This is a genomic window from Synechococcus sp. BA-120 BA3, from assembly GCF_034931285.1.
GTDB lineage: Bacteria > Cyanobacteriota > Cyanobacteriia > PCC-6307 > Cyanobiaceae > Cyanobium.
Genome location: NZ_JAYGHZ010000285.1, coordinates 1 through 12,261 on the forward strand (window position 1 = coordinate 1; position 12,261 = coordinate 12,261).

Below are 12,261 nucleotides of genomic sequence, written 5' to 3' on the forward strand. Positions count from 1 at the left end.
GCCCAGGCCAGGGGCCCGCTCCAGCACCCGGCGTGCGGCCGCCTCGGCGCTGGCCCGGTCCCGGCAGGGAAGGGTGAGCCGGTGGCCGGCCCGGCAGAGGATCACCGCCGCCTCGAAGCCGATGCCGGAGTTGCCGCCGGTCAGGAGGATGTGGCGCGCTGCAGCCAAGGGCGGACTCCTGGGGGTGCCGGAAGGGTGCCGAGCGGACCAAGGCTACGGACCCCAAGGGGCTCCCGGCACGGCCATCAGAACAGCCGGAACAGATTCAGCCCCCCACCTTTGGGGTCCGGTGCCTCCTGGCCGTCGCCGGAGCCCGGGTCGAGGCGCCCCATGCCCTCGCCCAGCAGGCGGGTGGCGGTGGAGCGCCGCTCCAGGCTGAGCCGCCAGGCTGGGGCTCCCTGGGGGCTGCTCAGCAGCAGCGTGTCGCCATAGGCGGTGAAGGTCACCATCGCCGCCCCCATCGCCGCCATGGCCTGGGCGCTCTCCGCGCAGGTGGTGCGCTCCGGAGCCAGCAGCACCCCGCGCTGCACCAGCCGGGCCGCTTCCGGGGCCCGCAGGGCCTCCGGCACGCCGCTGTCGGCCATGGGCAGCTCGCTGGACGTCCACATCACGATGTCCCCCTCCTGGCGCCCCATGCCGGTGGCCGTGGCCTGGTAGCCGAGGGCGGTGGGGATGGCCGGCCAGCTCAGCCGCTGGGCACCGCCGGCCGGGGTGCTGGTCAGCTTCACCGGGGCCAGGAAGTCGTGGCCGCTGCCCACCTGGAAGCGGATCTCCGGCGCGTAGTTGCCGGCCACGACATGGTTCCCGACCAGGGAGGCCTGCGGCGGCACCGCCGGCGCCTCCTCGCCCGACGGCCAGCGGCCCGAGGTGCCCGTGGGGCCGGTGGCCGTCCCCAGCCGCTTCAGGCCCGTCAGCACCTGGCGGCGCTGCTCCTTGGTCAATCCCTGCAGGGTGATGTTCTCGGGCTGGCCGGCGCCGGCGCTCTCGGCGCAGCCGCGGAAGAGCAGCAGCCGGCCCTTGGCCTCGGGGATGTCCTCCTCCTTCCACTCCCGGGCCGGCTCCCCTGGGTGCTCGGTGCCGCTCTTCAGTGGCAGGGCCGTCCCCATCGCCATGGCCGCCGGGATGCGGTGTTCGGCCGTGGGGTTGGCGGCGGTCTGCGGGGACTGCAGCCGCAGCTCCAGCTGGCGGCTGGTGGCGCCCATCGGCGACCGGCCCCCCAGCATCATCTGCAGCATGCCGGCGCCGCCCATGGCCCCCATCCCCGCCGTGGTGGTGGCCTCGATCGTGTAGGTGGCGATGGGCGCGGCCGGCCGGGCGCCCGGTTGGGCCGCCGCCGGTGTAGCCGTCAGGGACTGGCCGGCGCCGAGCAGAACAACGAGCGGTGCGGCCGCCTGCCACCGAACCCTCGGACCAGCGCCCATGACGTCCATGCCGTTGGAGGGAGGCACAATCTATGGGCCGCCGCCCCGGGCAACAACGGGGCGCCCGCCGCCCCTGCGATGGACTCCGCCGCCCCGTCCCCGCTCCAGCGCATCGACCAGGACCTCTTCGATGCGGTGGCCGCCGTTGCGGCCGGCTCCCCCCGCCGGCGCCGCAACCACAACTTCCACGCCCCCACCGACCGGGTGCAGCGCTTCCTGAACGTGCTGCAGCCCGGCACCTACGTGCGGCCCCACCGCCACCGGCGCGCGCAGCCCGGCGAGGGGTTCGAGTGCTTCCTGGTGCTGCAGGGGGCGGTGGGGCTGCTGCTGCTCGATGCCAAGGGGAGGGTGCTGCAGCGGGAGCGGATCAGTGCCGCCGGCCCCCTGCGCGGCATCGAGCTGGCCGAGGGCGTCATCCACACCCTGGTGGCCCTCTCGCCCGATGCCGTGATGATGGAGATCAAGCAGGGGCCCTACGAGCCCGCCGCCGACAAGGACTTCCTGGCCGGATTTCCCCTCGAGGGCAGCGAGGCCGCGGCGGAGCAGGAGGCGGCCTGGCGGGCGCTGTTCGGGGCCGGAGACGATCAACCCCTCCCTTGACGCGCCCGGCCCTACGCCGGGGTCCAGGACGGGGGGTCAGGCCAGATCGGCGCGGCGGCAGAAGCTGCAGTGGCCCCAGCGGGCCATCTCCCCGGCCGGCGCCGGTCGGCCGCAGGTGGGACAGTCGGCCAGACCGTGCACGTCGCAGCGGCTCGGGTGCATGGCCCAGACCTCCGCTTCGCTGAGGCTGCCGGGGGTGGTGGCGGCGCCAGGGTGGTGCTGCTGCACCCGTACGTCCCGGACGCTGAAGCCGGCGCCGCGCAGCGATCCCAGCAACTGGTGGCGGTTGTACTGCAGGGCCTGCAGCCAGGGCCCCGGCGCGGCGCCCACGCTCAGCAGGCCCCCCTGCAGCTGCAGGGGACGGCAGTGGGGGGCCAGCTGGGGCCCGGCGATCCGCGGCCACTCCCGCCACAGGGCGGCCAGATGGCCCTCGCGGCGCCAGTCCTGCTGGAGGTTGTCCAGGCAGGTGGCCAGGGCACTGGCCGGTGGCCGGGCGGGTGGCATCAGCAGGGCGACGTTGCCCACCTGCCGCGTCTGCACCGCCTCGCCGGTTCGTCGGCGGTTGCCCCTGCGCTGGCGGGACCGGGAAGGCTCCATCCATCCACACTAAGGGCCGCAGAACCTCCATCCCCGCCGAGGTCAGGATCGACGAGCTGGCGCTTCTGCGTCGTGGTGCGGCGATGGCTCCTCACCAGGGCAAGGCCGTGGTCGCCGACCATTCGATGGGTGACCACGCCCTCAGACGGCAGTCCCGGGTGTGGGTGCGGCAATCCGCTGAGGGGCGGGGAAGACCGGACGGCAGGTTCTGGCTACGCTCCGTTTCTGCACTGGCCCCGCCTCCATGGGTTTCTTCGATCGGCTGAGCCGTCTTCTGCGCGCCAATCTCAACGATCTGGTGAGCAAGGCGGAGGATCCGGCCAAGATCCTCGACCAGTCCGTGGCCGACATGCAGGCCGATCTGGTCAAGCTGCGCCAGGCCGTGGCCACCGCCATCGCCAGCCAGAAGCGGCTGCAGAACCAGGCCGAGCAGGCCGAGGCCCAGGCCCGCACCTGGTATGAGCGCGCCGAGCTGGCCCTCAAGAAAGGGGAGGAGGATCTGGCCCGGGAATCCCTTTCCCGCCGCAAGACCTACCAGGACACCGCCACCGCCCTCAACGCCCAGCTCAGCGGCCAGGCCTCCCAGGTCGACACCCTCAAGCGCAGCCTCACCGCCCTGGAAGGCAAGATCGCCGAGGCCAAGACCAAGAAGGACATGCTCAAGGCCCGCGCCCAGGCGGCCCAGGCCCAGGAGCAGCTCCAGAACGCCGTGGGCAGTCTGAGCACCAACAGCTCGATGGCCGCCTTCGACCAGATGGAGGAGAAGGTGCTGAACATGGAGGCCCGCAGCCAGGCCGCCGCCGAGCTCGCCGGTGCCGATCTGGAAAGCCAGTTCGCCGCTCTCGAGGGCAGCGACGTCGATGACGAGCTGGCGGCCCTCAAGACCCGCCTCGAAGGCGGCAAGACCCCCATCTCCCTGCCCATGGAGGGAGGCCCGGCCCCCCAGCTGGAGCCGGTGAAGGTGGCCGAGGTGAACGCCGAGCTCGAGGAACTGCGCCAGTCCATCGACAAGCTCTGAATTCATACAATCGGGCCATCACTCTCCCCACTGCCGTGCCCGCCGACGTCGACTCCCCCGTCCTCGACCTCACCGATGCCAACTTCCAGGCCTCGGTCCTGGAGGTGCCGGGCCCGGTGCTCGTCGATGTCTGGGCCCCCTGGTGCGGGCCCTGCCGCCTGATGGCCCCCCTGATGGCCTGGGCCGCCACCGCCTATGCCGAGGCCCCCGGCGGAGCTCTCACCGTCGGCAAGCTGGAGGCCGATCCCAATCCCATCAGCCGCGACAGCCTCAAGGTGCAGGGCCTGCCCACCCTGGTCCTGTTCCGCGGCGGCCAGGAACTGGCCCGCCACGAAGGTGCCATGGCCCAGTCCCAGCTGAAGGCTTTCCTTGATGCCCATCTCTGAGCGCCTGTCGCGGCTCGGCAGCGGCGTCTTCGCCCGCAACGACCAGCGCAAGGCCGCCTACAGCGCCCGGGCCGCCGCCGGCCACGGGCCGGATGGCTCCCCCCTGCCGCCGCTGCTGGATCTCTCCCTCGGCTCCACCGACCTGCCGCCACCGGCCGTCGCCCTCGAGGCCATCGCCGCCGGCCTGAACCGGCCCGAGAGCGCCTCCTACTGCCTCCATGCCGCCACCCTGCCCTTCCGGGAGGCGGTGGCGGCCTGGGCGCAGCGCCGTTTCGACGTGGCGGTGGATCCCCGGACGGAGGTGCTGCTGCTGGTGGGCTCCCAGGAGGGCACGGCCCACCTGCCCCTGGCGGTGCTCAACCCCGGCGATCGGGCCCTGCTGCTTGACCCCTACTACCCCTCCCACATGGGGGGCCTGCACCTGGCCAGCGCCGAACCGCTGCTGCTTCCCCTCGATGCCGACGCCGGCTGGCGGCCCGATTACGACCGGCTCTCCCCCAGCCAGTGGCAGGACCTCTCACTGATGGTGCTGGGGTTTCCCCACAACCCCACGGCCACCACCGGCACCCAGGCCTGGCTGGATGGGGCGGTGGAGCGGGCCCTGCGCCACGACGTGGTGCTCGCCCACGACAACCCCTACGTGGATCTGTCCCTTGACGGGGAAGCCCCCGCCCTGCTGCGCCATCCCGACTGGCGCCGCTGCGGCATCGAATTCTTCTCCTTCTCCAAGAGCTGGTGCCTCGGGGGCTACCGGCTCGCCTTCGCCATCGGCGCCGAGGAGCTGATCACCGCCCTGCGCCAGCTCAAGGGGGTGGTGGATTTCAACCAGTCCCTGGCGCTGCAGGCCGGGGCGATCGCCGCCCTGGAGCAGGCCCCCCACTGGCCCGAGCAGCTGCGCGGCGTTTACCGCGAGCGCCGCGACCGCATGGCCGCCGCCCTCGAGGCCCAGGGCTGGCCGGTGCGGCTGCCGTCGATGGCGCTCTACCTGTGGCTGCAGATCCCCGAAGTGGCCCGGGTCCGGGGGCTGGATTCGGAACGCTTCTGCGCCGCCCTGCTGGAGGGCACCGGCGTCTGCCTCACCCCCGGCAACGGCTTCGGCCCCGGCGGTGAGGGCTGGCAGCGGCTGGCCCTGGTGCATCCGGCCGGCGAGCGGGAGGCCGGGGCGGCCCGCAGCGGCCACTGGCAGCGGCGGTTTTGATCGGCGCGATCGGGGCCCTGCGGGCCCGGGGGCTGCGGCCGTTCTGGCCGGAGCTGGTGCCCTGCAATGACGGCGGGCTGGCCCTGGGCCAGCTCTGGGCGGCGGCGGGGCCGTGGGCAGATCCGGCAGTCGGGCCTACAACCGGGAGGAGAGACCATGCACCGTGATCCGCCCATGTGCCTGGCCGTGCCCGCCCGCATCCTCTCGATCCGGATCCAGCCGCCACCGGGAGCCGCTGAGCCCACCGGGGCCGCCCCCGCCACCGATGACGCCGACGACGGGCTCTGGCGCATGGCCGAGGTGGATTTCGGGGGGGTGCGCCAGCAGGTGAGCCTGGCCTGCCTGCCCGAGGCGGCCGTCGGCGATCGGGTGCTGGTGCACGTGGGCCTGGCCCTGAGCCTCGTGGAGGACGACCCCGCATGACCATCACCGTCGATGGCAACGAGGCCGTGGCGCTCGTGGCCTACCGCCTCAACGAGGCCATCGCCATCTATCCGATCACCCCCGCCTCACCGATGGGCGAGTGGGCCGACGCCTGGAACACCGAAGGCCGCCCCAACCTCTGGGGCACCGTGCCGGCGGTGGTGGAGCTGCAGAGCGAGGCCGGCGCCGCCGGCACGGTGCACGGGGCCCTGCAGGCGGGGGTGCTGACCACCACCTTCACGGCCTCCCAGGGGCTGCTGTTGATGGTGCCCAACCTCTACAAGCTGGCCGGCGAGCTCACCCCCGCCGTGCTGCACGTGGCGGCCCGTTCCCTGGCGGCCCAGGGGCTCTCGATCTTCGGCGACCACAGCGACGTGATGGCCTGCCGCGGCACCGGCTGCGCCATCCTCTGCTCCGCCTCGGTGCAGGAGGCGGGCGACTTCGCCGCCATCGCCACCCGGGCCAGCCTGAAGGGGCGGCTGCCGTTCCTGCACATGTTCGACGGCTTCCGCACCTCCCACGAGATCCAGAAGATCGAGCCCATCGCCGACGAGGTGCTCCACGGGTTGATCCCCATGGACGAGGTGGCCGCCCACCGCCGGCGGGCCCTCTCCCCCGACCATCCGGTGCTGCGGGGCACGGCCCAGAACCCGGACGTCTACTTCCAGGCGCGGGAGTCGGTGAACCGCTTCTATGACGCCCTCCCCGGCCACCTGGTGGAGGCGATGGAACGCTTCGCCGGCCTCACCGGCCGCCGTTACGGCCCCTACGCGTACGTGGGGGCCGACGACGCCGATCGGGTGGTGGTGCTGATGGGCTCCGGCTGCGAGACCGCCGAGGAGTCGGCCCTGGCCCTGAACGGCGCCGGCGAACGGGTGGGGGTGCTCAAGGTGCGCCTGTTCCGGCCCTTCGTGGCCTCCCTGTTCGCCGCCGCCCTGCCACCGACGGTGCAATCCCTGGCGGTGCTCGACCGCTGCAAGGAGCCGGGGGCCGGCGGTGAACCCCTCTACCTCGACGCGGTGGCCGCCCTCAGCGAGGAGTGGCGCTCCTGCCACGGCGATCGCCCCCTGCCGCGGGTGGTCGGCGGCCGCTACGGGCTCTCCTCCAAGGAGTTCACTCCGGCGATGGTGAAGGCGGTGTTCGACAACCTCCTGCTGCCGCAGCCCCGCAACCACTTCACGATCGGCATCGACGACGACCTCACCCATCGCTCCCTGCCCGTCGCGACGGACTTCCACGTCGATGGGCCCGACCAGGTGCGAGCCGTGTTCTACGGCCTGGGCTCGGACGGCACCGTGGGGGGCAACAAGGCCACGATCAAGATCATCGGCGAGCAGACCGATCTGTTCGCCCAGGCCTACTTCGTCTACGACTCCAAGAAGTCGGGGTCGGTCACGGTGTCGCACCTGCGCTTCGGCCCCCGGCCGATCCGCGCCCCTTACCTGATCGAGCGCCCCACCCTGGTGGCCTGCCACCAGTGGGATTTCGTCGACCGCTTCGACCTGCTGGCGGGCCTGGACGCCGGTGGGGTGCTGCTGCTCAACAGCCCCTTCCCGATCGAGGAAAGCTGGCGGCGGATGCCGGCGGCGCTGCGCTGCGGCATCCGCGAGCGGGGCCTGTCGGTGTGGCTGATCAACGCCTACCGGGTGGCGCGGGAGGCCGGCATGGGGAACCACATCAACACGGTGATGCAGGCCTGCTTCTTCGCCGTCAGCGGCGTGCTGCCGCGCCAGGAGGCGATCGAGCAGATCCGCGCCTCCCTGCGCAAGACCTACGGCCGCAAGGGGGAGGCGGTGGTGGCCATGAACCTGCGCGCCCTCGACGCCACCCTCGACAACCTTCAGCCCCTGGACTGGCGCCAGCTGCCGGCCGAGGACGACCTGCCGCCACCGGCCCCTGCGGCCGACCGGCTCGCCGAGGCTCCGCTGTTCGTGCGGGAGGTGATCGGGCCCCTGCTGGAGCGGCGCGGCGATGCCCTGCCCGTCAGCGCCCTGCCCTGCGACGGCACCTGGCCCACGGGCACGGCCCAGTGGGAGAAGCGCAACATCGCCGAGTCGGTGCCGGTGTGGGAGAGCGACCTCTGCGTGCAGTGCGGCAAGTGCGTCATGGTCTGCCCCCATGCGGTGATCCGGGCCAAGGCGGTGGCGCCGGAGGCCCTGGCCGAGGCCCCCGAGGGATTCCGCCAGGCCCCGGCCCGTGATCCGGACCTGGCGGGCCGCAGCTTCACGATCCAGGTGGCCGTCGAGGACTGCACCGGCTGCGCCCTGTGCGTGGAGGTCTGCCCGGCCCGGGACCGCACCGAGCCGAAGCGCAAGGCGATCAACATGGCCCCCCAGCGTCCCCTGCGGGAAGCGGGCCGCGGCCACTGGGACTACTTCCTGGGGCTGCCCGAGATGGCACGCGGCGACCTCAACCTGCACAAGATCGGCCAGCAGCAGCTGCAGCAACCCCTGTTCGAGTTCTCCGGCGCCTGCGGCGGCTGCGGCGAAACGCCTTACCTCAAGCTGGCCAGCCAGCTGTTCGGCGACCGGATGCTGGTGGCCAACGCCACGGGCTGCTCCTCCATCTACGGCGGCAACCTGCCCACCACCCCCTGGAGCACCAACGCCGAGGGGCGCGGCCCGGCCTGGAGCAATTCCCTGTTCGAGGACAACGCCGAGTTCGGCCTGGGCATGCGCGTGGCGATCGACCAGCAGCGCCAGATGGCCCTCGAGCTGCTGGAGCGGCTGGGGCCGGCGCCGGAGCGGACCGACCCCATGCTGCCCGGGGCTTTGGTGGCGGCGATCCGGGACGCCGACCAGCACGACGAGGCCGGCATCGTCGCCCAGCGGCAGCGGGTGGAGGAGCTCAAGCGCCTGCTGCGGGCCGTGGTGGGTGAGGGCCCCGGGGCGGCCCTAAGTCCTCGGGATGCCCAGGCGGCCCGGCTGCTGGATCTGGCCGATGCCCTGGTGAAGAAGAGCGTCTGGCTGGTGGGGGGCGACGGCTGGGCCTATGACATCGGCTTCGGCGGCCTCGACCACGTGCTCGCCAGCGGCCGGGACGTCAATGCCCTGGTGCTCGACACCGAGGTGTACTCCAACACCGGCGGCCAGATGTCGAAGGCCACCCCCCGGGCGGCGGTGGCCAAGTTCGCCGCCGGCGGCAAGGCCGCCCCCAAGAAGGATCTGGGGCTGATGATGATGAGCTACGGCACCGTCTACGTGGCCAGCGTGGCCATGGGGGCCCGCGACGAGCACACGGTGCGGGCGTTCCTGGAGGCGGAGAGCTATCCGGGCCCCTCGTTGATCCTGGCCTACTCCCACTGCATCGCCCACGGCATCGACATGGCCCGGGGTATGGAGCAGCAGAAGGCGGCGGTGGACTCCGGCCGCTGGCTGCTGTACCGCTACGACCCGCGCCGCACCGAACGGGGCGAGCACCCACTGCAGATCGACAGCCGGGGCCAGAAGCGACCGCTGGCCGAGGCGATGGCGACGGAGAACCGCTTCCGGATGCTCTCCTTCAGCCAGCCGGAGCGGGCCCGGGCCCTGGCGCGCCAGGCCGAGCTGGAGGTGGCCCGGCGCCTGGCCATCTACCGGGCTCTCGCCGGCACCCCGGCCCCATCCGTGAGCGAGGCACCGGCATGACCCGTCCCGATCTGTCCGTCACCTACCTGGGTCTGGAGCTGCGCAGCCCCCTGGTGGTGGGGGCCGCCGCGCCCCTCAGCGAGGACATCGACCAGCTGCTGCGGCTGGAGGAGGCCGGCGCCGCCGCCGTGGTGCTGCATTCGCTGTTCGAGGAGCAGATCGAGCGCGACCAGCTGGAGCTGCATCGGGTGACCCTGCAGGGCGCCGACAGCTACGGGGAGGCGCTCAGCTACTTCCCTGAGCCCTCGATCTTCCATGTGGGCCACGACCTCTACCTGCGCCACCTGGAGCAGGCGCGCTCGCGGCTGGCGGTGCCGGTGATCGCCAGCCTCAACGGCGCCCATCCCGGCCGGTGGGTGCAGGTGGCGCGGCGGATGGAGTCGGCCGGCGCCAGCGCCCTGGAGCTGAACATCTATTCCGTCCCCACCGATCCGGATCTCTCCAGCGCGGCGATCGAGAACCAGGTGCTGGAGATCGTCTCTGAGGTGCGCGCCGAGGTGACCCTGCCCCTGGCGGTGAAGCTCAGCCCCTTCTTCACCAACTTCGGTGCCATGGCCAAGCGGCTCGCCGCCGCTGGCGCCGATGGCCTGATCCTGTTCAACCGCTTCTACCAGCCCGACATCGACATCGAGGAACTGGAGGTGCGGCCCAACCTGCTGCTGTCCACCCCCCACGACCTGCGGCTGCCCCTGCGCTGGATCGCCCTGCTGCACGGCCGCCATCCGGTGGATCTGGCGGCCACCGGCGGCGTGCACCGCGGCACCGACGTGGTGCGGCTGCTGATGGCCGGCGCCGCCATCACCCAGGTGGTGGCCGCCCTGCTGCGCCACGGCCCCGCCCGGCTCAGGGGCCTGGAGGAGGAGCTGGGCCAGTGGCTGCTGGAGCACGAGCACGCCACCGCCCGGGAGCTGATCGGCTGCATGAGCCAGCAGCGCTGCCCCGATCCGAGCGAGTACGAGCGGTCTCAGTACATGCGCGCCGTCCAGACCTTCCTGCCCGCCGATGCCGCGGCGGCGCCCGGTCCCTGGTGAGTGCTCCGCTGGCGGCGACGGCGGAGGTGGCCGCCGTGCGGGAGCTGGCGGCCGAGCTGGCGGCGATCACCACCCGCCCCTGGACCCTGATGGAGGTCTGCGGCGGCCAGACCCACGCCATCGTGCGCTGGGGGCTCGACCAGCTGCTGCCCCCCGGGCTGCGGCTGATCCACGGACCCGGCTGCCCGGTCTGCGTCACACCCGCCGCCACCATCGATGCGGCCCGCGGCCTGGCCCGCCGGCCCGAGGTGATCCTCTGCTCCTACGGCGACATGCTGCGGGTGCCGGGCAGTGCCGCCGATGGCGGGCCGGGGGACCTGCTGGGGGTGCGGGCCGAAGGGGGCGACGTGCGCCTGCTCACCTCCCCGTTGGAGGCCCTGGCCCTGGCACGGCGCCATCCCGATCGCCAGGTGGTGTTCCTGGCGGTGGGCTTCGAAACCACGGCCCCGGCCACGGCCCTGCTGGTGCGCCAGGCGACGGCCGCCGGGGCGGGCAACCTCTCCCTGCTGGCGGCCCACGTGCGGGTGCCCCCCGCCATGGCAGCGATCCTCACGGCCAAGGGCAACCAGGTGCAGGGGTTCCTGGCGGCGGGGCACGTGTGCGCCGTGATGGGCACCGAGGAACTGGAGGACCTGGCGGATCGGCACCGGGTGCCGGTGGTGGTGAGCGGCTTCGAGCCCCTGGATCTGATGCGGGGGCTGGTGGCCTGTGTGCGGCAGCTGGAGCGGGGTGAGGCCCGGGTGGCGAACGCCTACGGCCGGGTGGTGCGCCAGCAGGGCAATCCGGCGGCCCGGGCCCTGCTGGACTCGGTGTTCGAGCCGGTGGACCGGCCCTGGCGGGGCTTCGGCATGATCCCGGGGGGCGGCCTGGGGCTGAGGGCGCCCTTCCGCCACCTGGAGGCCGGGGCCCGCTTCAGCGACCTGGCCGGTGGCCCCGAGGAGGGGGTGGAGGCGCAGGGCGTCTGCATCAGCGGCGCCATCCTGCAGGGGCGCGCCCGGCCCATGGACTGCCCGGCCTTCGGCACCGCCTGCACCCCCGAGCATCCGCTGGGGGCACCGATGGTGTCCTCGGAGGGGGCCTGCGCCGCCTACCACCGCTACGGCCGCCGTGGCTGAGCCGGCCACGCCCGCCACCCCCCGCATCCAGCTGGCCCATGGCGGCGGCGGCACCCTGATGCAGCAGCTGATCGACACCGAGCTGCGCCGCCTCTATGCCGACCCCGACCAGGTGCTGCACGATGCCGCCCGCCTGTCCCTGCCCCACGGCCGGCTCGCCTTCACCACCGACAGCTACGTGGTGCAGCCCCTGGAGTTTGAGGGGGGCGACATCGGCAGCCTGGCGGTGACGGGCACCGCCAACGACCTGGCGATGGCCGGCGCGCGGCCCCTGGTGCTGAGCCTGGGCCTGATCCTGGAGGAGGGACTGGAGCTGGCCGTGCTGCGCCGCATCGTCAGCTCGATGGTGGAGGCGGCCCGGCGCTGCGGGGTGACCATCGTCACCGGCGACACCAAGGTGGTGGAGCGGGGCAAGGGGGACGGGGCCTTCCTCAACACCAGCGGCATCGGCCTGCTGGAGGTGAACGAACCGATCGATCCGCTGGCGATCGTCCCCGGGGACCAGCTGCTGGTGAGCGGCGACCTGGGCCGCCATGGGGTGGCGATCCTGGCCGCCCGCCATGGCCTGGACCTGCAGCCCCCCCTGGCCACGGACTGCATGCCCCTGTGGCCCGCGGTGGAGGCCCTGCTGGCTGCCGGGGTGCGGCTCCACTGCCTGCGCGATCTCACCCGCGGCGGGCTGGCCAGCGCCCTGCAGGAACTGGCGGCCCCCGGCGGGCTGGAGCTGCTGGTCGAGGAGGAGCGCATCCCGGTGGCCGAGCCGGTGCGACGCACCTGCGAGCTGCTGGGCTTCGACCCGCTGCACCTGGCCAACGAGGGCCGCTTCCTGGCCGTGGTGCCCGAGGC

The 12,261-nt window shown here is 73.0% G+C and carries 11 protein-coding genes; 9 read left to right on the forward strand and 2 right to left on the reverse strand.

The window, feature by feature from the left end; genetic code table 11:
- Positions 1 to 245: 245 nt before the first annotated feature.
- Positions 246 to 1,421: a hypothetical protein gene (locus VB737_RS11440; protein WP_500313069.1), complete on the reverse strand. Its 1,176-nt coding sequence runs from the start codon at positions 1,419 to 1,421 to the stop codon at positions 246 to 248.
- Positions 1,422 to 1,499: 78 nt separating this feature from the next.
- On the opposite strand from VB737_RS11440, the gene VB737_RS11445 reads away from it, so the two are divergent.
- Positions 1,500 to 2,021: a WbuC family cupin fold metalloprotein gene (locus VB737_RS11445; RefSeq protein WP_500313071.1), complete on the forward strand. Its 522-nt coding sequence runs from the start codon at positions 1,500 to 1,502 to the stop codon at positions 2,019 to 2,021.
- A gap of 36 nt (positions 2,022 to 2,057) precedes the next feature.
- Here the strand turns inward: VB737_RS11445 and VB737_RS11450 are convergent, their stop codons facing one another.
- Positions 2,058 to 2,618 (reverse strand): DciA family protein, encoded by a 561-nt coding sequence (locus tag VB737_RS11450; protein ID WP_500313072.1) that lies wholly within the window; start codon positions 2,616 to 2,618, stop codon positions 2,058 to 2,060.
- A 244-nt stretch (positions 2,619 to 2,862) separates the two neighbouring features.
- Between VB737_RS11450 and VB737_RS11455 the strand changes: the two genes are divergently transcribed.
- From VB737_RS11455 to hypE, 8 genes are all read left to right on the forward strand, one after another.
- Complete coding sequence (locus tag VB737_RS11455) at positions 2,863 to 3,636, forward strand: PspA/IM30 family protein (RefSeq protein ID WP_500313073.1); 774 nt, start codon at positions 2,863 to 2,865, stop codon at positions 3,634 to 3,636.
- Positions 3,637 to 3,671: 35 nt separating this feature from the next.
- Positions 3,672 to 4,022: a thioredoxin family protein gene (locus VB737_RS11460; RefSeq protein WP_500313075.1), complete on the forward strand. Its 351-nt coding sequence runs from the start codon at positions 3,672 to 3,674 to the stop codon at positions 4,020 to 4,022.
- A complete protein-coding gene (locus VB737_RS11465) occupies positions 4,009 to 5,220 on the forward strand; it encodes an aminotransferase class I/II-fold pyridoxal phosphate-dependent enzyme (RefSeq protein WP_500313076.1) in 1,212 nt (403 codons plus the stop codon). The genes VB737_RS11460 and VB737_RS11465 overlap by 14 nt, the downstream gene beginning before the upstream one ends.
- 174 nt (positions 5,221 to 5,394) lie before the next feature.
- Positions 5,395 to 5,643, forward strand: a complete 249-nt coding sequence (locus VB737_RS11470; RefSeq protein ID WP_500313078.1) for a HypC/HybG/HupF family hydrogenase formation chaperone — start codon at positions 5,395 to 5,397, stop codon at positions 5,641 to 5,643.
- Positions 5,640 to 9,269 carry a pyruvate:ferredoxin (flavodoxin) oxidoreductase gene (nifJ, locus tag VB737_RS11475; protein ID WP_500313080.1) on the forward strand — a complete coding sequence of 1,210 codons (3,630 nt, stop codon included), beginning with the start codon at positions 5,640 to 5,642 and terminating at the stop codon, positions 9,267 to 9,269. The genes VB737_RS11470 and nifJ overlap by 4 nt, the downstream gene beginning before the upstream one ends.
- On the forward strand, positions 9,266 to 10,300 hold the full coding sequence (locus VB737_RS11480; protein ID WP_500313081.1) for a dihydroorotate dehydrogenase-like protein: 1,035 nt from the start codon (positions 9,266 to 9,268) through the stop codon (positions 10,298 to 10,300). Before nifJ ends, VB737_RS11480 begins: the two co-directional genes overlap by 4 nt.
- The gene (gene hypD, locus VB737_RS11485; RefSeq protein ID WP_500313083.1) at positions 10,297 to 11,415 is read left to right on the forward strand and encodes a hydrogenase formation protein HypD; all 1,119 of its coding nucleotides are present in this window, start codon (positions 10,297 to 10,299) and stop codon (positions 11,413 to 11,415) included. Before VB737_RS11480 ends, hypD begins: the two co-directional genes overlap by 4 nt.
- The coding region (gene hypE / locus VB737_RS11490; protein WP_500313085.1) for a hydrogenase expression/formation protein HypE at positions 11,408 to 12,261 on the forward strand (854 nt) is incomplete at its 3' end. The genes hypD and hypE, both read left to right, overlap by 8 nt.

What these genes read in the sequence shown, in the direction of transcription:
- VB737_RS11440 (WP_500313069.1), bottom strand. Translation starts at nt 1,421, where the DNA reads ATGGGCGCTGGTCCGAGGGTTCGGTGGCAGGCGGCCGCACCGCTCGTT.
- VB737_RS11445 (WP_500313071.1), top strand. Translation starts at nt 1,500, where the DNA reads ATGGACTCCGCCGCCCCGTCCCCGCTCCAGCGCATCGACCAGGACCTC.
- VB737_RS11450 (WP_500313072.1), bottom strand. Translation starts at nt 2,618, where the DNA reads ATGGAGCCTTCCCGGTCCCGCCAGCGCAGGGGCAACCGCCGACGAACC.
- VB737_RS11455 (WP_500313073.1), top strand. Translation starts at nt 2,863, where the DNA reads ATGGGTTTCTTCGATCGGCTGAGCCGTCTTCTGCGCGCCAATCTCAAC.
- VB737_RS11465 (WP_500313076.1), top strand. Translation starts at nt 4,009, where the DNA reads ATGCCCATCTCTGAGCGCCTGTCGCGGCTCGGCAGCGGCGTCTTCGCC.
- VB737_RS11470 (WP_500313078.1), top strand. Translation starts at nt 5,395, where the DNA reads ATGTGCCTGGCCGTGCCCGCCCGCATCCTCTCGATCCGGATCCAGCCG.
- nifJ (WP_500313080.1), top strand. Translation starts at nt 5,640, where the DNA reads ATGACCATCACCGTCGATGGCAACGAGGCCGTGGCGCTCGTGGCCTAC.
- VB737_RS11480 (WP_500313081.1), top strand. Translation starts at nt 9,266, where the DNA reads ATGACCCGTCCCGATCTGTCCGTCACCTACCTGGGTCTGGAGCTGCGC.